The sequence below is a fragment of the Chryseobacterium fluminis genome (assembly GCF_026314945.1).
GTDB classification, from domain to species: domain Bacteria; phylum Bacteroidota; class Bacteroidia; order Flavobacteriales; family Weeksellaceae; genus Chryseobacterium; species Chryseobacterium fluminis.
On the sequence record NZ_CP111121.1, the window covers coordinates 1,425,981 to 1,448,445 of the forward strand.

At 39.1% G+C, this 22,465-nt stretch carries 19 protein-coding genes and 1 pseudogene; 14 read left to right on the top strand and 6 right to left on the bottom strand.

Translation table 11 applies throughout. From position 1 onward, the window contains the following. Nucleotides 1-11: 11 nt before the first annotated feature. Complete coding sequence (locus ODZ84_RS06280; RefSeq protein ID WP_266176139.1) at nucleotides 12-1,070, bottom strand: ATP-grasp domain-containing protein; 1,059 nt, start codon at nucleotides 1,068-1,070, stop codon at nucleotides 12-14. 41 nt (nucleotides 1,071-1,111) lie between these two features. Continuing rightward, nucleotides 1,112-1,681, bottom strand: a complete 570-nt coding sequence (locus tag ODZ84_RS06285) for a 3'-5' exonuclease (protein ID WP_266176140.1) — start codon at nucleotides 1,679-1,681, stop codon at nucleotides 1,112-1,114. 545 nt (nucleotides 1,682-2,226) lie between these two features. On the opposite strand from ODZ84_RS06285, the gene ODZ84_RS06290 reads away from it, so the two are divergent. Then, nucleotides 2,227-2,742, top strand: a complete 516-nt coding sequence (locus ODZ84_RS06290; RefSeq protein WP_266176141.1) for a hypothetical protein — start codon at nucleotides 2,227-2,229, stop codon at nucleotides 2,740-2,742. A 231-nt stretch (nucleotides 2,743-2,973) separates the two neighbouring features. Here the strand turns inward: ODZ84_RS06290 and ODZ84_RS06295 are convergent, their stop codons facing one another. After that, the gene (locus ODZ84_RS06295) at nucleotides 2,974-3,159 is read right to left on the bottom strand and encodes a hypothetical protein (RefSeq protein WP_266176142.1); all 186 of its coding nucleotides are present in this window, start codon (nucleotides 3,157-3,159) and stop codon (nucleotides 2,974-2,976) included. A 633-nt stretch (nucleotides 3,160-3,792) separates the two neighbouring features. Between ODZ84_RS06295 and gntA the strand changes: the two genes are divergently transcribed. The 5 genes from gntA to ODZ84_RS06320 all read left to right on the top strand — a co-directional run bounded on the left by gntA (nucleotide 3,793) and on the right by ODZ84_RS06320 (nucleotide 7,772). Then, nucleotides 3,793-4,488 (top strand): guanitoxin biosynthesis heme-dependent pre-guanitoxin N-hydroxylase GntA, encoded by a 696-nt coding sequence (gene gntA / locus ODZ84_RS06300; RefSeq protein WP_266176143.1) that lies wholly within the window; start codon nucleotides 3,793-3,795, stop codon nucleotides 4,486-4,488. Beyond that, on the top strand, nucleotides 4,485-5,069 hold the full coding sequence (locus ODZ84_RS06305; protein WP_266176144.1) for an urea carboxylase-associated family protein: 585 nt from the start codon (nucleotides 4,485-4,487) through the stop codon (nucleotides 5,067-5,069). Before gntA ends, ODZ84_RS06305 begins: the two co-directional genes overlap by 4 nt. Nucleotides 5,070-5,076: 7 nt before the next feature. Continuing rightward, the gene (locus ODZ84_RS06310; protein WP_266176145.1) at nucleotides 5,077-6,777 is read left to right on the top strand and encodes a pyridoxal phosphate-dependent decarboxylase family protein; all 1,701 of its coding nucleotides are present in this window, start codon (nucleotides 5,077-5,079) and stop codon (nucleotides 6,775-6,777) included. Between the two features lie 201 nt (nucleotides 6,778-6,978). Beyond that, complete coding sequence (locus tag ODZ84_RS06315; RefSeq protein WP_266176146.1) at nucleotides 6,979-7,230, top strand: hypothetical protein; 252 nt, start codon at nucleotides 6,979-6,981, stop codon at nucleotides 7,228-7,230. Between the two features lie 179 nt (nucleotides 7,231-7,409). Further along, entirely contained in the window at nucleotides 7,410-7,772 is a 363-nt protein-coding gene (locus ODZ84_RS06320; protein WP_266176147.1) for a response regulator, read from the top strand. A gap of 426 nt (nucleotides 7,773-8,198) precedes the next feature. Here the strand turns inward: ODZ84_RS06320 and ODZ84_RS06325 are convergent, their stop codons facing one another. Next, nucleotides 8,199-12,104 carry a response regulator gene (locus tag ODZ84_RS06325; protein ID WP_266176148.1) on the bottom strand — a complete coding sequence of 1,302 codons (3,906 nt, stop codon included), beginning with the start codon at nucleotides 12,102-12,104 and terminating at the stop codon, nucleotides 8,199-8,201. 807 nt (nucleotides 12,105-12,911) lie between these two features. Between ODZ84_RS06325 and ODZ84_RS06330 the strand changes: the two genes are divergently transcribed. The 7 genes and pseudogenes from ODZ84_RS06330 to ODZ84_RS06360 all read left to right on the top strand — a co-directional run bounded on the left by ODZ84_RS06330 (nucleotide 12,912) and on the right by ODZ84_RS06360 (nucleotide 19,608). After that, complete coding sequence (locus ODZ84_RS06330) at nucleotides 12,912-13,487, top strand: YciE/YciF ferroxidase family protein (RefSeq protein ID WP_266176149.1); 576 nt, start codon at nucleotides 12,912-12,914, stop codon at nucleotides 13,485-13,487. A 641-nt stretch (nucleotides 13,488-14,128) separates the two neighbouring features. Further along, a pseudogene (locus ODZ84_RS06335) lies at nucleotides 14,129-14,509 on the top strand (FAD-dependent oxidoreductase); the annotation flags it as partial. A 58-nt stretch (nucleotides 14,510-14,567) separates the two neighbouring features. Then, nucleotides 14,568-14,819, top strand: a complete 252-nt coding sequence (locus ODZ84_RS06340) for a hypothetical protein (protein ID WP_266176150.1) — start codon at nucleotides 14,568-14,570, stop codon at nucleotides 14,817-14,819. Between the two features lie 202 nt (nucleotides 14,820-15,021). Further along, nucleotides 15,022-15,345, top strand: a complete 324-nt coding sequence (locus ODZ84_RS06345; protein ID WP_266177446.1) for a hypothetical protein — start codon at nucleotides 15,022-15,024, stop codon at nucleotides 15,343-15,345. After that, nucleotides 15,303-17,579, top strand: a complete 2,277-nt coding sequence (gene cphA, locus ODZ84_RS06350; protein ID WP_266177334.1) for a cyanophycin synthetase — start codon at nucleotides 15,303-15,305, stop codon at nucleotides 17,577-17,579. The genes ODZ84_RS06345 and cphA overlap by 43 nt, the downstream gene beginning before the upstream one ends. A gap of 302 nt (nucleotides 17,580-17,881) precedes the next feature. Further along, the gene (locus ODZ84_RS06355; RefSeq protein ID WP_266176151.1) at nucleotides 17,882-18,337 is read left to right on the top strand and encodes an Hsp20/alpha crystallin family protein; all 456 of its coding nucleotides are present in this window, start codon (nucleotides 17,882-17,884) and stop codon (nucleotides 18,335-18,337) included. Nucleotides 18,338-18,435: 98 nt separating this feature from the next. After that, the gene (locus ODZ84_RS06360; RefSeq protein WP_266176152.1) at nucleotides 18,436-19,608 is read left to right on the top strand and encodes a cation:proton antiporter; all 1,173 of its coding nucleotides are present in this window, start codon (nucleotides 18,436-18,438) and stop codon (nucleotides 19,606-19,608) included. A gap of 123 nt (nucleotides 19,609-19,731) precedes the next feature. Here the strand turns inward: ODZ84_RS06360 and ODZ84_RS06365 are convergent, their stop codons facing one another. Beyond that, nucleotides 19,732-19,929, bottom strand: coding sequence for a hypothetical protein (locus ODZ84_RS06365; protein WP_266176153.1), 198 nt, complete (start codon nucleotides 19,927-19,929; stop codon nucleotides 19,732-19,734). Nucleotides 19,930-20,772: 843 nt separating this feature from the next. Further along, a complete protein-coding gene (locus tag ODZ84_RS06370; protein ID WP_266176154.1) occupies nucleotides 20,773-21,054 on the bottom strand; it encodes a helix-turn-helix domain-containing protein in 282 nt (93 codons plus the stop codon). A 568-nt stretch (nucleotides 21,055-21,622) separates the two neighbouring features. Between ODZ84_RS06370 and ODZ84_RS06375 the strand changes: the two genes are divergently transcribed. Further along, nucleotides 21,623-22,195 (top strand): hypothetical protein, encoded by a 573-nt coding sequence (locus ODZ84_RS06375; protein ID WP_266176155.1) that lies wholly within the window; start codon nucleotides 21,623-21,625, stop codon nucleotides 22,193-22,195. Nucleotides 22,196-22,465 lie beyond the last annotated feature (270 nt).

Below are 22,465 nucleotides of genomic sequence, written 5' to 3' on the forward strand. Positions count from 1 at the left end.
GAACCCACCGACTACAGTTTCCATTTCTGATTCAGCATATTCAAAATTAAATCATCAAAACTCCATCCTATTTTTCGGGCTGCTATCGCCGTAAGACTATCCTGATCCTGCCGGTGGGGTCTGGAGGCTCCCGTCATATTGGGCTTCATATTGAGATCAAACAAAAAATAGTTGCCGTCACAGTCTGCCCTGCAATCTATCCTGATCGGTGCTTTGGCATTCACAAGGGAAGCAGCGAGCTCACATTCTTTTAACAACTGCTTGATTTCAGTCTTTTCAAGCTGATTTTCAGTAAGTACCTCGCTGTTATGTATCACAGCGACTGTTCCGTTATAAGGTGCAATTCCGTTTTGGTGATTGAATCTCCGTACCGGGGGTAATGACCAATATCCTGTTTTATCGATCCATTGCTTGTTGATACTATATTTTCCCGGCGTCATTACCGTAACCGTAAGTTCTTCTCCGGAAAGAAATTCTTCTGCATAAATCGCATGACCGTAATCTTTGGATCCTAACATCTCACCAAGAATTATCGCAAGCTGTTCCCTGCTTTGCACCAGCGTGACGCCCTGACTTCCCCGTCCTCTGATAGGCTTTGCAACAACGGGATACGGGAATTCCAGGTGAAAATCAGTCGCATTGTCAGCGGTGATCATTACCGATCGGGGAATTGGAAGATGGTGTTTTTTCAGGAGTTGATTGGTCACCAGTTTGTCATCATAAATATCCACATTTCGGGGAATTTGCCCGACAACAGAAATATCCATGTCAGTAAAATTTTCAATCGGGTGCCCGGCATATAAAACCGTGTTGAGCCAAATGACATTTGCCCCCTTTTCTATCGCAAGCTGTATTCCTTCTCGCGTGTCCGGAAATACCCAGTCCAGATCATGATTTACTGACGGAGCTTCTGATGGAGTTACGATTTCTGTTTGGTGGCGTCTTAGGGAGAACGCAATGTCGGCACCGCTGTCTGCATAGCCTCCCGCCTTCATCGGTTTAGTAATTCCGTTTTTTGGAGGAGGAGCCTGTGACTGATACAGTACCGCTACTCTATTATTCGATTTCATATTATGTCTGATATCGGTTAAAAATTATCAACAGCAGGCAGTTATCTTTCATTAAGAATTTGCTGTAATATCAATGCTGTTGCTTTTGCATCATCCAATGCCCTGTGAAATTTGAAATCTACTTTCAGATTCATTTTTTCCAAAACCCGTTCTAATGAAATCCCGGATGTAGAGATATTTTTTTTGGCCAGCCAATAGACCCCCAATGCTCTGATGTCAAAACCTCCACCCACAAAATAGGTATTATAATCCAATCCGAATTCGGTAAACTCTTTCCGTAAAAGCGGTAAGTCGTAGTACAATCCCCAACCTGCTAAAGTTGATTTGTTTTTTTCTCCGTACCAATCTAAAAACAGAAGAATGGCTTCATCAAAATACTTTTCATTTTCAACCATTTCATTGGTAATGTTCGTAATATTTGTGATTTCAGGAAGGATTGGAAAATGTTTGGGTTTTATTAAAATTGAAAATTCGCTTTTTATTTCAAAGGTTTTTCTGTCTAATTTTACAGCTCCGATCTCGATTATATTCGTTTCATGTATTTCATTTTTTCCAAAAGTTCTGCAACTTCCTTCCAAATCATAAATGACCAGGTCACTTGAAAATTTCATATGATATTCAGATGTTTAGGTTTGCGCTCTACCGATCCCTTTTAATTAATACATGTGTTAATCCGATATAAATGCGGTAAAGCTATTCTACTGCTAATTTAAAATTTCTTTTTAGGATTTGATTACCCGATGGCTATTTTTCATCTTAATTTCTTATCGGCTGGACAAATGTGTCATCTTTGCCGGATATATCCAGAGATTTAAAATCATCATTTCAGACTTCAAAAAATTCCATGACTTAGAGCTTTCTTGTAAACCCCTGCCACGGAAAGATTGTCGAAGAACCTATAAACCACTGATTACCGTATAAATACGATCATAATAATTTCTGTATTTATACTTACAAGATGTAATATTTAACGTCGTAAATTTACATCATAAACGGAGTCATTTACAATGCAAGGTCCTTATTATCAAGATATTTCCGTTCAAATTCGGACTAAGGATAATTTCTCAGCGAATCATTAACAGATCGAAAATTTAAAAATATCATACAGGGAAGCTGAAAACTGGATAGAGTAAGCATACAATAAAATATAACCAACATGTCAGATAACACATTAATTACAAAGAACAATGACCTCAGTATATTGGCACAGACAGTACTTTCAAAACAAATTGAAATTATCCGGAACAGTCCCCAGGACAGTGAAGTTGCTATTTCGAATACACATTTGGCTTCCTTTGATGCATCCACTTCGGTATGGGCGGCAGGCGGTACTCTCGAAGCAGCAGGTTTAGCGTATTATGGCGTATCATGTACACTGGCGCTTACCAACATTACGAATATAGCCGCTGTTGAGTTTGAGGCACACGGATGGGGAGCAGTAGCCGCTGCTATAGAATGTGAAATAGTAGGTACTTTTGTGGTGGATCCCAGTACAGTTTCCGGAAAATGCAGATGGGTCATTGTCGCAGGAGCACTGGAAGAAGGGGCAGTATCATTAACCCTTATGACTGAATCCGGATCTCTTATAGGAACATTTGCCGGCATGGCAGAGGGAATAGGTGCATTTACCTGGAGTGAAGATAATGGTGACCTAAAAGTAAAAAAAGCTTAAAGCACTATCAGTCTCACAAAATATCGCAAAGTCTAATGCCCTTTAATGATGTCACTAAGTACAATTTATCGGGAGCAATTTCGGAGACCTAATAATCCTTCATATTTTTAGATGCCTGAATGAAGACAGGTGATTATTACCTCAAACTGCTAATAAGAGCCTACGAGTATATCCTCTACGCATTAATATCAAGCGACTTGAACCAAGGTTCGAGTCGCTTGATAGTTGTTATCAGCCTTCATCCTTAGTGTTCTTTACCAGACTGATTCCCGAAGAAAAAAATAAAAGGGCAATAATCCCCACAACAATAAGAGATGTACTGCCGACACCTTTATTGATAAGGCCGTTGCCCACATAAATCAATCCACCGATTCCAAGAACGGTCAATACCGTACCAAATATTCGCTTGACGTTCATAGTTTAATTTTTTTTAGCAGTTAATATTAAATTGTTTTACTTATTATTTATTTAACAGAAAATTTTCCATTGATTTTGTCAAATCAATTCTCTTGCCAAGTCTAGGGTCCGGGTATACTGTCCAGCTGATTTATTCTTTTTGCTACTGTATTTTATGAGAGGTCAGGAGATTCTCTTTTTTCTTATATTGAAAACAGGCGGAAAACGTACTTAAAAAAGTATCTATTAATAAATTACACATTATATCGTATGACATGATTAATCCGCCTTATTACATAAAGAACAGGTAGGGTACGATTTCAGGTTTGCTTCTATCGCACTTCATCGCGTCATTCCGGATCACCCGATTCTAACGGATGATTTAAAATAAATTTTTCGTAATAATGTCTTTTTTGATTAATTTTTTTATAAGCTTATTGCACACCATAATAATCTTAATTGCTGCTCACCTTCTCGATTTTTTTTGTCAGCAATCCACCATTAACAGTACTTCTCATCTTATACAGACACCAGGTATTTCAGTACAGAAACGGAGCTTTACGATCAGTCCTTTGGAATGAGGTAGAGTGTTTTAAAATCATTTTAGATGTACAAGCGGTAGCCGGTGGCACATCCTTTGAAACATATTGAAGTATGACACCAATTACATCACAACCTAAAAATACCTTTGAAAATGACCAGGGAGTTATAGACGAGTTCAAATCATTTGTAGACCAAGTCTCTTTCCCATGCGTAGCTGCGAAAGCTGCCCTTCAAAAAGATCAGATGAAAATTTTCTCTGCCGGTCATATCGCCTGTCCCAGAAAAGACAGGGAAATTCTGGATTTTATCCACACATTTGTAGATCAGTACCGCACTGCTGAAAATCACTTCCACACCGTCTGTATCATTTTTCCTGAGGCCACAGATCTGAGCGAAGAAATGTTCGACCGCTTTATGTGGATGCGTCTGCAGGCATTATCTGACCTGGATGCAGAAATGTATCCGTATGATGGCAGGGTTAATCCTGATCCGCAGTCAGATGAGTTCAGCTTCAGCTTAAAGGAAGAAGCCTTCTTTGTGATAGGCCTCAATCCGGAAAGCAGCAGACCGGCAAGACGTTTTAAATATCCGACTCTGGTTTTTAATCCCCATGCCCAGTTCGAGGAGCTAAGAGCGCTGAAGCGATATGACAAAATGAAAAATATCGTACGGAAAAAAGATGTAGCTTTGAGCGGATCTATCAATCCCATGCTGAATGATTTCGGGGATTCCAGTGAAGTGTATCAGTATAGCGGATTAAGATATGATCATAACTGGCAATGTCCATTTAAATATAAAAATATATGAATACAATACCTCCAAGGAGTGGTACCGCATTTGTCCTCAAAAAAGGACAACGGGTAAAAATTACTGATATACAGGGTGAGCAGGTTTCTGATTTTATCTGCTTTAACGAGCACGACACAAAGGAATACCTGTCATCCGGAAGAACCATCGATTATGCCGAAACAATTTTCCTGACCACAGGTGATCCGTTTTATTCCAACCGGAGTAATATTATGTTCAATATTATTGAAGATACGGTAGGCCGTCATGACTTTTTACTGACTCCCTGCAGTGCTGATACATTCAGAATTATTTATGGAGATCAGAATCCGCACCGGGGCTGTTTCGGAAATTTATGTGAAGCGTTATCACCTTATCACATACAACCTGATGATATACCGATATGCTTTAATATATTCATGCACGTTGCTGTTGACGGTGACAGTGGTAAAATATCTGTTTTGCCGCCTAAGAGTAAAGCCGGAGATCATATCGTTATTGAAGCCGAGATGGACCTTATTATCGGAATGACTGCCTGTTCTGCTGAAATGTCGAACAATCATTCGTTTAAACCGATCGGCTACCAGATTGAAACGACCTGATCAGCATATGGAGATACACAATCCCGAACATTCTGATCATACCGGCAGTCCTGATGTCAGGACCTATTTCTCATCCCCTTTTCATGATGAAAGCAATACAGCCTTTGCACAGCTTATATCGGATGCAGTCCGGGGAATAAATTCTCTTAAACCGTCGGATCGCAACAGCAGTTCTTTCTTAGGTGAGAGTCCCGATCTCACCGTCAGCAGAGCATCAGCCCAAAAAGCAGTGCTGAAACCAAAAGGTGAACCGTTCAGCCAGGTTTTAGATGATATTATTTCAACCTTTGAAGGATTACCCAACTGGGGACATCCCCTGAATATGAGCAATATCTGTCCCCAGGAAAACTATGCAGCGATAGCCGCCTCTATGCTGACGCAGATATTTTCACCTAATATCCTGGAGACGGAGTATGCATGGAATACCTCGAAAGCCGAACTGGAGTCTTCCGCTATTTTAGCGGATATGGCTGGCTGGGAGGCAGAAAAATCAGGAGGAATATTTACGTATGGAGGCTCAGGATGCTGGATGTACCAGATGAAGTATGCCTTAAGCCGGGTTTTACCTGATTCCAGAGAAAAGGGGATCAGAACCGATGTGAAGATCATATGTTCCGAGCAGGCACATTATGCCATGTTAAACAGCGCAGACTGGACCGGTCTTGGGATGAATAACATCATTACCATTAAAACACTGCCTGATTCAAATACAATGGATACCGATGATCTCGAAAGGGTTCTGCAAGAATGTTATACCAATAATGTACCCGTTGCATCCGTTATCTGTACCATGGCAACCACTGACGCATGTGCCTTTGATCCTGTGAAAGACGTCAGAAAATTACTCGACCGCTATCCTAACCGTCCTGAATATGGAAAGGCATTACTATACTGTGATGCTGTGATCGGATGGTCCTGGCTGGCTTTTAAAAATTACGATTTTGAGCTTAATCCTCATCAATTTTCGGAGCCGGTACTGAGATCTGCCCGGAAAAATTATGAAGCAATCCGGGAGATCAGGTATGCTGATGCATTTGGGGTAGATTTTCATAAAAATTTCTCTCCCCTGACCAGCAGCTTATTTATGTACAGAGATAAGGATGAGTTTGAAAATCTTCTGAAACGCGAGAGTTCAGCTTATCTGCAGGAACGTGGCGATTATAATCCTCATAACTATTCTCTGGAAGTTTCCCGCGCGGCGAGTGGCTCCATGGCGGGATGGGCAACACTGAAATTTTTAGGGGCCGAAGGTATTCAGCACGTTTTGATCCATGGGCTCAACAATAAGCAGTATATGATGCAGGAGCTCGACCAATATCAGGACATGGTCTGTGTAAACCAATCTGATCATGGTCCTGTGTTGCTTTTAAGAATATATACCGAACAGACTAACGCTTCGGAGCAGTATAGCATGGAATTACAGAATTCAGATCTGAAAAATGATTTGGTAAAACATAATGTACTGATCGAAAAAGTAGCAGACCATCTGTGGAAATGGTTCAGAGAAAAAAAGATAATAGACGGAAAATTTACGCCTTACCTTAGCATAACAAAGGGATTCAGACCTGCCACTTATAATGAGAATACCACGGATCCTGAAGCCGTTATTTACGCCTTAAAAGTGTATCCGGTAAGCACTTATATTACCCGGGATGAAATGCTGCACGCGATCAGATGTATCAGATCTGCACGTGATGAAGTGATGTAAGGCCTGAACGGTCAATAATTTCGGAAAGTTATCCAATGTTTCCTATTTGAATTTGGTGGATAATGTGGTGTCTGAGCTATGGTCATCAAAGCTGATCTTTAACAGAATAATATATTCCCCTTGTTGTTCGGATAATGCCTGCTTTCATAGCCATGCGTCCTGTTGGCACCAAATTAGTATTTATCAGAAAAAAGATTAAAAATGGAACAGAGAAAAATTACCATAAAGCATGCATCAGGTGTTCATATCCTGATGGTAAAGGATGAAGACTTTGAAAAGTACTGCCATAAAATCACAGACATTATTAAAGGTAAAAATAAATATTTTAAATATAAACATGAGGACGGTTCCGTTCTCATTCTTCCTTTCAAATTTTTAAGAGAAAGTTCTGTTATGTTTGAATCACAGAAATCTGATATAAAACTTTTTTCAGAAGGGTCAAGTATACATTGATCAAAAAAAGGTATCCTATCCATAGGACGACTTAAAAATGATGTACTATATATGGAAATTCTGTGTATGATCGGCTTGGATAATATTAAAAATAACCCATATAAATCGAAATTTAATAAAAAAATTAATATGTATTTCATAATTTTTAGAGATTGGCTTTCTTTTTGCGAGCCAAAAGCATGAAAACAATTTTTATAGTAGAAGATGAGACAGGCATCAGAGATGCATTACAATTGCTCCTGTCATTCGAGAATTATGATGTACGTTCTTTTTCTGATGTACAGGCCTTCGATTCCAGAGATAAATCCATAGTTCCCGATATCTTCATCATGGATGTGAGACTTCCCGATGGTTCCGGAACCGACTTGTGTAACGCTGTTAAAGAAGATCCGCTCACTTCGGATATTCCGGTCATGATCATCAGCGCACATGCGAAGTCAGACATGGTAAAAAAAGCCTGTAGTGCAGATGAATTTGTTGCAAAACCCTTTGATATTGACGATGTGATTATCAGAATTGAAAATTTAATTAATCCTCAATAAATTTTCTCTGAGGTTATCTATTTCGATTTTCAGTATTATCTTAACTTCAGATATAAACATACCTCCTTTTGAGAATGGGCTGATCAGAAAATTATTCATCTGATTAGTTTGAATGAATCTTCTGGAGTTTAAATTATTGAAATGTGGGAAAATCATCATGTTGCTGATTTTCCCTTATTTCAATATAATCTTTTGTTAAAGGCCATGGTAAAGCGCAATGACTGTAATACCTCTTTATTCCTGCGGAAGATTGCAGTATAACAGAATTGTATCCCGGACATTTCAGCTAAAATCTGAAAAACAACAGTGGAATTCCAAACCGTTAAATACTCCTTCCATATATATTATGATAAACCTTTAAAATAACATCATTAGTATTTAAGTCAGTTGATCGCCTTTAGCAATCCCTATCGACATATCAACATTTTATTTTATCAAGCCTTTTATTAAACTTAATCCAATAGATATATCGTCCGCCAGTGCCTGGTGTAAGGTCGCGAAATCTGTAGTTTCATCCACATTATTTTCCCAGTATAAAGCAGTTTGTGCCAGTTTTATCAATCCGGCAGTGCCTGCGGTTCCTTTCAGCTTATGGAGGATTTTTTTCAACTCTCCTGTGTTCTCTTCAGCAACTGCAGTTTTTATGTTATTTTCAGCCTCGTTGAGCTGTTGGATGACCAGATTCAGGAACATGGTCCTGAATTCTTCATCATCATCTCCCGTCTGATCATTGAGGAGATCCAGATCAAGGTATTTTTCCGTTTCTACAGCATTTTTATTTTCTGTGGCGTCGTTCGAAATATATTTTTTAAGCATTTCAAAAAGATCAGACTGCCTCAGAGGTTTCGGAAGAAAATCATTCATTCCGGACATGATACATTTTTCCTTTTCTCCGGTGATGGTTCCTGCCGTTACTCCAATGATCGGAATATCATGATATTCCGGAAGAAGACGGATCTGCTTTGTGGCTTCAATACCATCCATTACCGGCATCTGAACATCCATCAGCACGACCGAAAAATGCCTTTTTTTGCACTGCTCCAGGGCTTCCAGACCGTTTACCGCTTCTGTAAGCTCTGCATCGGGAATGAGGTATTTCATCATTTTGCTGTTAAGCACCATATTCACGGGGTTATCATCTACCAGCAGAACCTGGAGATCCGGCGGAAATAAAGAAGGTTCTTCTTCCTGCTCCGGTACTACATGTATTTCTTTTACATTGTCCTGTACCGCCCGTTTCAGGATCTGATAGAGTTCATCCGATTTTATCGGCTTTAATAGGAAATACGAGTTTTCTTCCTGGCGGAAAGAATTGATCACATCGTGCTCCTCCGAAGAAGTATGCAGGATGACCAGGGGTGAAGTTTCATTCTTTTGAATGAATAATTCCTTGATTTTCTCAATAGTTTCTAGCCCGGAAATAACCGGCATATGGTAATCCATTAAAATAACATCAAAACGTTCCCCCGCCAATAGGATCTGCAGGGCTTCCATTCCGTTGGCAGCCAGCCTCGATTCAATTTTTTTGTAAGCCAGCATGTGTTCGAGAATCACCCTGTTGGCCTCGTTATCATCTACAATGAGAACCTTTTTTATATTAAGGTCCTCATCTTCATTGTTTTCGGATACTTCATAGGGAATTTCGATGTCAAAGAAAAAGAGAGACCCTTTTTCCGGTACACTCTTCAGGGAAAGATGACTTCCCATATAGCCTAAAATGTTATTCGATATTGTAAGTCCCAGCCCGGTTCCGCCATAGCGTTTGCTGATAGAGCTGTTTTCCTGTGTAAAAGCATCAAAAATATGCTGCTGCTTTTCAACCGGAATGCCTATCCCCGTATCTCTTACAGAAAATCTTAATGTTATATCTTTATCGCTGATATTCAGCTTTTCCACCTTAAGCTCAATCTCGCCACGTTGCGTGAATTTCACAGCATTACCCAACAGGTTGATAAGAATCTGCTTCAGCCTTGTTTCATCAAGCAAAAGTGTTTTCGGAAGCCCCTGCTCAATATTGAGAAGCAGCTCGATATTTTTTTTCTGCGACTGGTAAAGAATCACATTGATTACCTGACTTACAAGATCATAAACATTGGACCTTTCAATAAGAAGCTCCATTTTACCGGATTCTATTTTAGAAAAGTCAAGAATATCATTAATGATGGTCAGTAGATTTTCCCCGGATTCATTAATATAATTTAGATATTGGACCTGTATTTCGGTGAGTGGAGTCTTTAAAAGGAGATCAGAAAAACCGATAACACCATTAAGAGGCGTACGGATTTCATGGCTCATATTGGCAAGAAATTCCGATTTGGCTTTACTTGCGATATCGGCCATTTTCTTTGCATTCTTAAGCTCTTCGTTCGTTTTTACCGAACCTGTAATATTCTGTACTGAGACAATTACGCCTCCTACTACACCATCAGAAAGATACCAGGGTCCTACTTCCAGGTTATAATGCTGCATACCTTTTTTATGTAAGACTTCAATGGCAAAATCTTCATTTTTATAGACTTTACCCTTCAGCGCATCTTTGTAGATAAGTTTTCTCTCGTCAGGAATATTAGGAGAAACGGTAAACATGTTCTCTCCTATCAGATTGATATTGTTCATATTGAACTCTTCTTTCCAGCTGGTGCTTACCGAAAGATAATTAAGATCTTTATCCAGCATTGCTACGGAAACCGGAGCATAGGTTATGAATGACTGCATCATTGCTTCTTTCCTGGCAAGCTCTAGATACATGTTTTTAAAGGCGTCTATATCCTGAATGATTCCATAAACCCTGTTACAGACCCCATTTTCACACTCCGGAATTCCTTTTACCCTCACCCAGATGGTAGCGCCGTCATTACGGACAAGCTGAAACTCTTCATCATAAGGAATACCTTCGGAGACAGCTCTTTTAAACAAAAGTTCAACTTTTTGTCTGTCTTCTTCTTTATAAAAACCCAGTGCGTTTTCAAAATCCGGCTGGAATGCCTGATCTATTTTATGAATCTCCTTCGTTGTCGTGGACCAGAATACAGAATTATTTTTAAGATTGACTTCCCAACCGCCCACCTGGGCCACCGAACTGGTCTGTTCAAGTATTTTCTTGGCATACAGAAGGTCTTTCTCCAGGCTCATTCTTTCAGTTACATTCAGGGCAGTACTCACTACGTACGGTTTTCCGTCTTTATCGGTTTCGACAAGATTATGATACATCCAGATCAGCTCTTCACCTTCTTTCGATTTGAGGATCATGGTCCCGAAATCTTCTTTATTCTGGTTAATTCGTTGCAGGTACTGCTTCAAAAAAGGCCGGTTGTCTTCAGGAACAAGGTCTCTTAAATTCAACTTGTTTACTTCGTCTGCAGAATAGCGCAGGGTTTCTCTTCCCTTCTGGTTCACTTCAAGAATATTGCCCTCCATATCATGCATACTCATGAGACCAATGGCATTTTCAAAAAAGCTTCTGAAACGCCGTTCAGAACTTTGCAGCTCAATTTTTTCTGCAATATGCTGGGTAATATCAATCCCAAAGCAAAAAATTTCAGAGTGATTTTGATTAGGCCTCAGATACCATTTTACAGTAATGGGACCTGCATTATTAATATTTGTGGTGGTCGTCAGTACCAATTCTTCATCGGTTTGAAGAACGTTTTCCAGTTGATGCTGTAAACCAGCATTCTGCTCTCCCAGAACCGTTAGAAAACTTCTATCAACCTCCCGACTGTCCGATATCCCGAAACTTTTTTTAAACGTAGGATTTGCCTGTGTAAGATTAAATTCGCTATCAAGAACACAGATAAGATTATTGGAAATATCGAAGGTCTGCTGGAAATATTCGGCCTGGATATTTTTTCTTTTATTCATGAGAAGCTTCGTAATGGTCTCCCCTATCTTCCGTAGGGTGGCAATCTGGCTCTCAGAAATGGTTTTAGGCTTATAATCAATAACGCATAGTGTTCCCAGTGCAAAACCTTCATTATCAGTGAGTGGTACACCTACATAAAAACGGATACCGCTTTCCCGAATTATCGGATTCCCGGATGACCTGCTGTCCAGCAAAGTATCATTTATTACGACAACATCTCCGCTTGCAATAGTATACCGACATAATGTATTTTCCCGATCGACGACATCTAAAGAAATTCCGATACAGCTCTGTATGGTCTGTGTCTGACTTTCCATAATAGAAACAAGTGAGCTCGGACAATCAGCAACCAGGCAGGCCGTTTCCGCAAAAATATCTAACTGAGAGTCCTTCGGAAGATTCAGCAGATCAAACAGTTCCAGTTTCTTAATTCTTCCCTCTTCGTTCTCAGGTACTGGATAATTGTCCATAATATTGATAAGTATTTGTTTTACGATAAATATACTCAGAAAAATAGTATAAAAAATTATTTTTAGATATTTAGTTTTTGTAAGTATATTTATAAGCATATTAGCCTATTGTGCATAAAATATTTATATGCGAATAATCATTTGATTGTTTATATAAAACCACACGAAAGATTCGTGCGGTAGCAAGGAATAATCATTTGATTGTTTATATAAAACCACACGAAAGGATTCGGGCGGTAGCAAGGGGCTTACTTCTGATTTTTAGTGTGAATAAGAAATAAGACCACACAAAAGATTCGGGCGGTAGCTATAGCTACGAATAAAACATACACCCTACAGTACCACATAATAGCTTAACACAGAATACTGTCAATCGGATTCTCACAACTGATTTTTAACAGCATGACAATAGTAGAATTCTAATCCTTTCATTTTTAACCATTTAGCTGGTGATAATAACAACAGTTCTGTAATTTAATATGGATATATATATGCTATCTTAAGCTATTCACCATAATTTGCTGTTTCGCGGTGTATACAATATAAATTGCATTAGAAAATTCAAGAACAGAAACAGAGTTCCTATAAATATTCATCACTCTTATCAACAGATGCATCCAACATGAAGACCAATCCGGAAAAGGCAAAACATCTATACAACTCCATCGAATGCGCTTATAATTATATATGTTGCGAAGCAAACTTATCCGGATAAATAATATCTGTAATGTGGTATGTATTAATACAGTACCTCATCATTTTGGTTTAGTATTTGCTAACTTAGAAGTACACCAAAAAATATTAGTTATGGCAAAATTAACAAATTCAAAGGCTTCTACAGCGACCAAGGAAAAAGCAGCCACAAAAGGGGCAGTTAAAGCAAAAAGTGACGCAGCTGAAAATTTAAGAGAATTTTTAGTTGACGGTCTGAAGGACCTGTACTGGGCAGAGACTCATCTTTCCAAAGCATTGGTAAAAATGCAGAAGAATGCCAGTTCAGTAAAACTTCAGGAAGCAATAGACCAGCATATTACGGAGACCGAAGAACAAATCGCACGCCTTGACCAGGTATTTGAAATTCTTGGCGAAAAAGCAAAAGCTGAGAAATGCGAAGCAATGGAAGGACTGATAAAGGAAGGAGAAAGTATCATGAAGGAAACGGAAGCCGGTCCTGTAAGAGATGCAGGAATTATTGCAGCTGCTCAAAAGGTGGAGCACTATGAAATCGCATCATATGGTACGCTTATTTCTTATTGTGAACTTCTTGGAGAGAAAGAAGCCATGAAGATTTTGAAGCAAACTCTGGACGAGGAAAAGAATTGTGATACTCTGTTAACAAAATTGGCCATTTCAGAAATTAATCTGGAAGCAGCAAGCGAGTAAAATAGATGTACACTTTACATACACAGGAGAGTAGTATTATTTCTACTCTCCTAATATATTTACATTCTTCCAGGCTGATATCTGATCTAAAAACCAGCTTCTTATCAAAGCAGCCACTACACTACTCACATATGCTTCATGTGTGATAGAAATATGTAAATCATCAAGATACATCACAAGGCAGTACAGCAGATGACCTCCAGATAAAAAAATACCTGAAGTGGTAAACAATAACTTGAGTTTATTGATTATGCATGAGCTCACTGAGAGTCTGGTTTATACTGACAGGAGTGAGTAGTTTGTATCTTCTCTATACAATACGGCAATTAGTGTCATTGATTCAGCACCCGAAACAATAATAACAAACAATAAATGATGCAGACGGTACAATCCACAGGTTGTGTAGCCATCTGCGAGGTCTTTCTACTGGATCTTGGACATCCCTGCAATGGCGCAGATAGCTATTATAATATTAATGAGACCGTTAAAGAAACTCGTCTGTAGATCCGGTCTTTCATTATGACCAAGGGTGAGACGGGTATAAACATGACAGCGATTATTAAGAATTTAACAGCATATTATAATTCTTATCAATGGTCCCGCTGATTTTGATACAAAGCAGCTGAACATTTAAAAAAAATAATGTCCCGATCATTGAAACAACAGTTGAACAGATGATTCACAAAAGCGGACAACTACACGCTGTAAGGTTTACTGATGATACTCAGATAAAAGTTGATGTACTTTATCATTCTCCTACCTGTATTCAGCATCCGGGGATGGTAGGGTGCTTTGGACTGGAGCTTACCGATAACGGACTGATAAAACTGGATCATTCCCAACAAACTACTGTTCCGGGTATCTATGCCTGTGGCGATAGCTGTACGGCTATGCGTACGATTTCACAAGCTGTTTTTACCGGCAATATGGCAGCAGCGATGACAAATAAAGAATTGACAGACGTATATTTTTTTACAAGTAATAAAATGAATATCAGTAATGCATTGTATTCTATGCGCTAAGTCATAATTTACTTGTCATGACAATGATAACTTTGAACATACCAAGAAAAAATTATATATGAAATTTATCATAACAGCAATTGTTGCAGCTTTTACAGTGAGCAGCTGCACAAAAGACACGGCTGCAACCACCTCCAATAATGCAGAATCAGCATCTGCTTATGACAACAACAGCATGCCCACTAATAACTCTTCCGCCATGTCAACAGATAGTTTGAATACGGAATCGCAGAATGCAGCGATACAGAATGTTCCGTCTGCAGATTCATCACAAAACACCAAAAGGGATTCATCCGCAGCGAGAAGATAAAACCCTATCAGGCATCTATTTTGTTAAAAGAATGATTAGCCAGAGGCAGATCAAGCTTCATAACCGTTTGATATATAATCATTTAAATATATACCACAGCATTCTAAAGTAGAATATAAGAATCTAATACTATTGGAGAATGCGGATGGGTAGTTCGCCTGCAGCCTTTTTGTCAATATTTATTTAAAAACTATCATTGGATATGATTACAAATGAGATCAGAATCATGCGGGGACCCAATATGTGGTCTCGCAATCATCAGCGTCTAATTATCATCAAATTTGATCCTTTTGCAATTTCGGAAATAACCCCCGAAAAGCAACAGCTGATCAGCGATTTTTTTCGTTTCACCTATCACCTCGAACCCTCTTATGATGAATTCGGACTGTGCCTGTTAGACTATACAGTAACTCTGGCATCAATTTTACAGGGATCATCTGCTTATCATCGTATAACCATACCTGCCCCGGGATCTTTTACGGAATGTTCGAATATGAAATTGAAGAAGCAGGCGTGGAATCGCTGAGGCTTGTCCTAAAAATGATAGAATCACTTTGCGATTGTGAAATTCCCATACCATTCGGCGAAGCTCAGCAACAGGTAGAGCATATTTATCATAAGTATGGCGATGGCCCGACAACAGCCATGATTACTGGAGCTGCCAGAAAAAGGAATATACCTGTGAGCAAAGGGCCTGCCGGATTTACCATTTTGGGATATGGAAAGAACCAGAAAAGGATCAGCGCGGCCATTTCTCAACATACTTCCTGCATATCTGTAGATATTGCCTGCGACAAGGATTATATGAAACAATTCCTGGAAAGTGCTTATCTACCGGTTCCAGACGGAAGGCTAACACAGGAGGAGAGTGAACTCTTACTGATTGCAGAACAGTTGGGGTACCCCCTGGTTACAAAGCCTTTTAACGGTAACCAGGGAAGAAATGTAACTTGCGGCATTAAAAACTTTGAAGAACTTCTCATTGGATTTCGGTCTGCCGCGGAAATTTCAAAATCTGTGATTATTGAAAAAGAGATTATAGGGTACGATCACCGAATATTAGTGATTGGTAATAAATTTATTGCAGCCTCATTAAGACAGCCTGCTTCGGTCGTAGGTGACGGTGTTTCCACTATTTCAGAACTGGTAGAAACCGAAAATCTCAGTCCTTTACGGGGAAATGGTCACGAAAATGTTCTGACAAAAATCAGCCTCGATGATGTTACAGAACTGCATCTTCAAAAACAGGGGTTGCACGTGAGTTTCGTTCCTGCAAGCGGGCAACAAATATTTTTAAGAGCCACCGCCAATTTAAGTACTGGGGGCACTGCGGAAGACGTCACCGATGTCATTCATCCGTCCAATATATTAGTGGCAGAAAAAGCATCAAAAGTTATTGGCCTGGATATCTGCGGAATAGATGTAATAAGTCCTGATATTACCCGTCCTTTTACTGAAAATGGGGGCGCTATTATAGAAGTTAATGCAGCTCCGGGATTAAGAATGCATAAATATCCCTCCAAAGGAGAACCGCGTGATGTGGGTGAGCCCATTATAGATTTAATGTTTAAGAAGGATGATGAGGGAAGAATTCCCATCATCGCTATCACCGGGACCAATGGTAAGACAACGACGACCAGGCTCATGGCGCATACAGCTGCTTATGCCGGATATACAGTAGGATTCACTTCTACGGATGGTGTTTATGTGGGAAATGAAAGAATTAAAACAGGCGATTGTTCCGGGCCGCAAAGTGCACGGACTATATTACAGGATACAACCGTTGATTTTGCAGTGCTGGAATGTGCGCGGGGCGGGATTATCAGGTCAGGCCTCGGATTCGACCAGTGTGACATCGCCATTGTCACGAATGTTGCGGCTGATCATTTGGGATTAAAAGATATTTATACCGTAGAGGACCTTGCGGCTGTAAAAGCGGTGGTTCCCTGTTCGGCAAAAAAAGAAGGCTGGGCTATTTTAAATGCAGGAAATGAATATGCCTATAGAATGAAAGACATGGTAAAATGTAAAGTAGCCCTGTTCTGCTCTGATGAAAACAATACCTACCTCCAGGAACATATGACAAATGGAGGAAGTGCTGTATATGCAGACAGCCACCTGAATGTTTTCATCTACGACGGCACGCATAAAATTCACGTTTTTAATATGAAAGAGGCGCCCGTCACCCGTAATGGAAAAGCAGAATTTATGAATGAAAATTTGCTTCCTGTAGTTCTGGCAGCCTATTTTTCGGGAATCGATACTGAAAAGATAGCCCTCGCTTTAAAAAGTTTTATACCTAGTGCAGAACACACTCCCGGACGCATCAATGAATTCGAAATCAATGGCATAAACGTCATAATAGACTATGCTCACAATCCTCACGGCCTCAGAGCCCTCGCAGGGTATCTTAAACACATTCCAGAGAAGAAAACCGGGATTATTACGGTGCCGGGCGACCGTCGAGATCATGATATTATTGAATTCGGAGAAATTGCAGCCTCCATGTATGACCATATTATTATCAGATTTGATCGCGATATGAGGGGAAGAAGCGAAGAATCGATTACTGAACTTTTAGGACAGGGAATCCGGAATATAAAGCACGGATTCGAATATCAGGTCATTGCAGATACTCAATCTGCTATTCACCATGCTGTTGAGAAAGCAGAAAAGGGAAGCTATGTTATTGTTTGTGCAGATGATGCTATACATACGCTGAAAATTACGCAGAAAGTAGCCCTGCTTTATCAGGATTAATCTAAAGGGTGATTGTACAGAAAGTCACCGTATTCAGCTATTTTGATTTTTTCTGATTTGTCAAGAATATAACGACGAATTGCTCTTGATGATTTACTATTATTAAGCGGGCATAGCAAGGCTATCCTTATTCTTGTTTCTTAGCTCTGAGAGCAGTTCATTATTGGAATATGACCATATTCTGACATTTTTTCACGCTGTATCGTGACAATTTTTCCAATTTTTTTACTTGGTATGTTTTTGGGAAATTTCTCATTGTGATCACGCAATTAATTGTTTAACTTTTAAAAAATCGTAAAATTATGTCAATCGTAAAAAGAAACAATGGCAGTTTGCTCCCTGCAAATCCACGTACACTGTTCGATGACTTTTTCAGCCGCGAACTTTTTAATTGGGGCAACAATAATTACTCTTCCCCTCTCACGACTCTCCCTTCGGTAAATATTAAGGAAAATCCTGAAAACTTTGAAGTGGAAGTTGCTGCACCGGGTATGGAAAAACAAGATTTCCAAATTAGCCTGGAAGGTAATCTTCTTAGCATTTCTTCTTCCAAGAAAAACCAAACGGAAGATAAAAAAGAAAATTACACCCGCAGAGAATTCAGCTATCAGGCTTTTCAGCGTAGTTTTGAGCTCGCCAGAGATGTGGTGGATGAAGAACATATCGAGGCTAAATACGAAAATGGTGTTTTAAGGCTCACCATCCCTAAAAAGGAAGAAGCCAAAAAACAGCCTCCCCGCCTGATCGAAATTCAGTAACATGTATATTTTATAATTGGTTTTCCTCCGGGGAAACCAATTTTCTGTCATATCCGGTAAAAATTAATAATTCACTGTCAATTTAATTATGATAAATTATGGATGGATTACTTTGGGCCATATGCATACTGTGCCTTACCATATTGGGTATTATGTTTATTCTGAAGAAACTGGACCAACCTTACCTCATTGCTTATATTATCGCCGGTATCGTGCTTGGGCCATATGGATCAGGGGTTTTTACAAAACCGGATGAGATAGAAGTCATCGGTGAAATAGGAATCCTGATTCTGATGTTCTTTCTGGGTATGGAAATTGATGTACCGGACCAACGCAGCCTGCTCATTAAACCTGTCATAGCACAGAGCATAAAAATAGTTCTGAGTACAGCCTTCGCTTTTTCGATAGGCTATATTACAGAATTGCCCCTAAAAAGCACCGTCCTGATCGCCGTCCTTTTTATTTTTAACAGTACTGCTGTGGTCAGCGAATTCCTGAAGAAGCACCAAACTTTAAAAACTACCTTCGGGATCATGATCCTCAATATGCTGATCTTCCAGGATCTTCTTCTGGCCCCTGTTCTGACCCTACTGAAGGTTTGGAGCAAAGATGATTTCAGCTTTCTGCAAATCATATTTCCTGTTCTTGTATGCATTGCTATTTTTTTCGTTTTAAAAAAGATAAGAAATGTACAGGAAATCAGGCTTCCGGAATTTTTTCGTACGATTGAGAATGATCATGACCTGCAGGTATTTTCTGGACTGATGATCTGCCTTGGATTTGGATTATGTGCTGAAACAGCCGGATTGAGCGGTGCACTGGGAAGTTTTATCGCCGGTGTTATCGTAGGACGGGTAAAGGTATTTCACTGGCTCGAACATTCTTTAATGCCTTTTAAAGTGTTTTTCACTACCCTCTTTTTTGTTTCCATAGGTCTTCGTCTTGATCTTTTCTACCTGTATTCTAACTTCCGGATCATTCTGCTGGGAACTTTTTTTGTTCTCATCAGCAACAGCCTTATGTCTGCCGTTATATTCCGTTTACTGAAGTATCCGTGGAAGGACAGCTGGTATGGAGGTGCCCTGTTATCCCAAACAGGAGAGTTCGGGATTTTAGCATTGTCCATCGCCTACAAATCAGGCATCATAGAATATAGTTTATATAAAGCCGGGCTTGGAATAACATGCCTGTCACTGTTATTGTCTACCATCTGGATCGCTGTTTTAAAGAAAATTATTGAAAAAAAATCTGTGACTGATATCAGTAGATAAGAGAATGTATGTTTTATAGACGGCTCATAAAAAATATTAAACCTACTAATGGGCCGTCTGTAATATAAAGGTGCTGATTATTTCAAAAGCCTTCCCTTCGGAGTCATCTAAACGATTATATTATCAACTACCATTGATCACCTTGGCAGTGTCTTTCTTTTGATGCATGGTGTCTGATATTTCTTTTAACGTCCGGATCGTATCGGATTTTCCGTCGTTTACCGTCTCTTTTTTGTTGGCCTGATCCTTATATTGTGTCTCGGCTTTCTGACATGCCGACAAAACAGAAAGAATGAATAATGATGTTACGATATATTTCATGATAATGTGATTGATGATAACAAACCTATCAATTGATGCACAGAAAATATATGATCATAGTCACAAAAGCATCAAACACTAGCTTGAAACGTAAAATAAAAATTCAAATTAATTAATTATCATAGATTTTAAATCTAAACTATGTTCAAATCATGGGCTGTTGTGGAGGTCTAGTGTATACAAGCCACCGCTGCCGCACGATTCCATCGTGTGGCATTTACTTTCTCACCGCTGCCGCACGATTCTATCGTGTGGTATTTGCTATCTCACACTTAAATACCTTTAGAAAGTTTAAAAAAAAATACCGCAGAAGAAGTGCACATCAGAAAAAATCAAAGATTTTCAACAAGACTTCCGTTTGCTTCTTCTGCGCAAAGTATAGTACTTAAATTAACTTAAGTGTTTAAAAAGCTTTGGAATTCCTTGGTGGTTTACGGTTTACTACAGACAACCACACGAAGGGATTCGTGCGGTAGCGGTATCTTACTTAAATTAACTTAATTGTTTAAAAAACTTTCACTGCTACCGCACAATTCAATCGTGTGGTATGGTATTTATATCTCCTATCTCACACTTAATTATCCTTTAAAAAGCTTAAAAATACCGCAGAATTAAGTGTACCTCATAAGAAAATCAAAGATTTTCAAAAAACTTCCGTGTACTTTTCTGCGTAAAGTATATTACTTTCCCAACTTTCGTTTACATTTACTTTAGTCGCATCTTGTGGTCTTTTTTTACTTAAATCATCGCTCATAATAAATATTTTTTGATTAATAAAACCAAAAACAGCTAGTCTTTAGACGATATCATTACGGATTTCCGTAAATAAAAAATCCCAACTCGTCAGGATTTATTTGATAACTTAATATATTTTTTCATGTCAAAATCAAAGAGCTCTTGTATGGTAACATTAAGTTCTCTGCTGATTATAAGTAGCGTATCATATCTTGGGTTTGTGTTGCCCCTTTCTAATTCTCCTATGGTTTTTTTGGCGTGTCCTGTCCTTAAGCCCAGTTCTTCTTGTGAAATAGGTTTATTTGTCTCGGGATTTATCACTTTCTTTCTTAATTCAGAGATTCTGTAACCAAGCGCCTTTTTATAATTATTAAGGTCAATTTCATTCATTAACCGTAAAATTCAAAGTTTGAAATTAAAATTTAGGATACTTATATGTATCCTTTTGTTTTTTTTTCTTACCTTTGTACAATAAGCTACAATAAAGTAGCTTTGCGATACTTCAAAGAAAATAGAAGCTATTGTTTAGAATCTTGCTTTTGAAAACTGGTAATTTTTATGCACGCAAGAGGATAAGCAGGAAGCTCACGACCTAGGCGTGGGCTCTCTTATCTGTGTGCAGGGTATACCAGTACCTCAAAAGCGGATATTGTAGAGTTCCATGCCGTTTTTATTTCATGCTTGCTGTTCTGTCTTTCTACAATCATCTTTTCTAAGCCGCTTCACAACATACAAGTATCATGATACGATACAGTGGAGTGTACAATCCATTGCGGCTTCAGGGCTTTCACGGGACACAATTGTTATTTATTATTTTAATCTGTTAAGTGTGGAACTCCGGCGTACCGGTGTACGCCGGATGTTTTTACCATGCAAGTGAAATCAAACGAATTCCATGCAGTAATGGATGAATCAATGACAGCTCTTTTACATTATTCAAAAAAAATGCAAAAACTTTATGAAAAAAAATACAGCAGATTGGGACATCCTCTTTTGGACAGGCCCTAAGAAACGTGCTGGGTTACAGCTCTTAGAAAACTTCTTCCAGTTCAATGATTTGGCTGTCACTAAAAAAAGGCTAAACGACATCATTCGCTACGCCATAAAAAAGGATGGTTTCATTGCGGAAGATCCGTCGGTGCTCTTTCAGTTTCACCAGTCGATGCGCTCGTTTGTGCGGGCAGGATATCTCCTGATGATGAAGAAAAAGAAACATCGTTTCAGCAGACTGCCGGAGAACTCCATTCCTGTGGTGTTCGGCATGCTTTCGGAGCAAGAATACCTGGATCCGCTCTTGGTATTCAGTCAGGCCCATAAGGAATACACCATCAAGGAGTTCGATTACTTTATGTCCGGGATGGTTTATTTGTCGATGGGCATCTCGGATCACATTCCCGAAAAAAATATCATCAGCCCGTACATTCATCTGATGAAAATGCTGGATGCCGCACACCTTATTCTTCAGAGAAGAAGCAAAAAGAAGACGGCCGGCAACCATCCGGAAGAAGGTGAGAGGTACATAAAAAGTTAGAAGTTTTGGATGAGGAGACCCATCATAAGTTAACAGGAATACCAGAAAATTAAGTTCACCACTGCTACCGCACGATTCCATCGTGTGGTATTTATTATCTCACCGCTGCCGCACGATTCTATCGTGTGGTATTTGCTATCTCACACTTAAATATCTTTAGAAAGTTTTAAAAAAATACCGCAGAAGAAGTGCACATCAGAAGAAATCAAGATTTTCAAAAAATTTCCGTGTGTTTCTGTTGCGCAAAGTATATTACTTAAATTAACTTAA

Excerpts from the sequence above, each read along its gene's own strand:
- ODZ84_RS06295 (WP_266176142.1), bottom strand. The coding sequence starts at position 3,159 with ATGAACGTCAAGCGAATATTTGGTACGGTATTGACCGTTCTTGGAATC.
- ODZ84_RS06290 (WP_266176141.1), top strand. The coding sequence starts at position 2,227 with ATGTCAGATAACACATTAATTACAAAGAACAATGACCTCAGTATATTG.
- ODZ84_RS06370 (WP_266176154.1), bottom strand. The coding sequence starts at position 21,054 with ATGAATGAAATTGACCTTAATAATTATAAAAAGGCGCTTGGTTACAGA.
- ODZ84_RS06325 (WP_266176148.1), bottom strand. The coding sequence starts at position 12,104 with ATGGACAATTATCCAGTACCTGAGAACGAAGAGGGAAGAATTAAGAAA.
- ODZ84_RS06355 (WP_266176151.1), top strand. The coding sequence starts at position 17,882 with ATGTCAATCGTAAAAAGAAACAATGGCAGTTTGCTCCCTGCAAATCCA.
- ODZ84_RS06360 (WP_266176152.1), top strand. The coding sequence starts at position 18,436 with ATGGATGGATTACTTTGGGCCATATGCATACTGTGCCTTACCATATTG.
- ODZ84_RS06345 (WP_266177446.1), top strand. The coding sequence starts at position 15,022 with ATGATTACAAATGAGATCAGAATCATGCGGGGACCCAATATGTGGTCT.
- ODZ84_RS06285 (WP_266176140.1), bottom strand. The coding sequence starts at position 1,681 with ATGAAATTTTCAAGTGACCTGGTCATTTATGATTTGGAAGGAAGTTGC.
- ODZ84_RS06280 (WP_266176139.1), bottom strand. The coding sequence starts at position 1,070 with ATGAAATCGAATAATAGAGTAGCGGTACTGTATCAGTCACAGGCTCCT.
- cphA (WP_266177334.1), top strand. The coding sequence starts at position 15,303 with ATGTTCGAATATGAAATTGAAGAAGCAGGCGTGGAATCGCTGAGGCTT.
- ODZ84_RS06340 (WP_266176150.1), top strand. The coding sequence starts at position 14,568 with ATGAAATTTATCATAACAGCAATTGTTGCAGCTTTTACAGTGAGCAGC.
- ODZ84_RS06330 (WP_266176149.1), top strand. The coding sequence starts at position 12,912 with ATGGCAAAATTAACAAATTCAAAGGCTTCTACAGCGACCAAGGAAAAA.
- ODZ84_RS06310 (WP_266176145.1), top strand. The coding sequence starts at position 5,077 with ATGGAGATACACAATCCCGAACATTCTGATCATACCGGCAGTCCTGAT.
- ODZ84_RS06315 (WP_266176146.1), top strand. The coding sequence starts at position 6,979 with ATGGAACAGAGAAAAATTACCATAAAGCATGCATCAGGTGTTCATATC.
- ODZ84_RS06305 (WP_266176144.1), top strand. The coding sequence starts at position 4,485 with ATGAATACAATACCTCCAAGGAGTGGTACCGCATTTGTCCTCAAAAAA.
- ODZ84_RS06365 (WP_266176153.1), bottom strand. The coding sequence starts at position 19,929 with ATGAAATATATCGTAACATCATTATTCATTCTTTCTGTTTTGTCGGCA.
- gntA (WP_266176143.1), top strand. The coding sequence starts at position 3,793 with ATGACACCAATTACATCACAACCTAAAAATACCTTTGAAAATGACCAG.
- ODZ84_RS06320 (WP_266176147.1), top strand. The coding sequence starts at position 7,410 with ATGAAAACAATTTTTATAGTAGAAGATGAGACAGGCATCAGAGATGCA.
- ODZ84_RS06375 (WP_266176155.1), top strand. The coding sequence starts at position 21,623 with ATGAAAAAAAATACAGCAGATTGGGACATCCTCTTTTGGACAGGCCCT.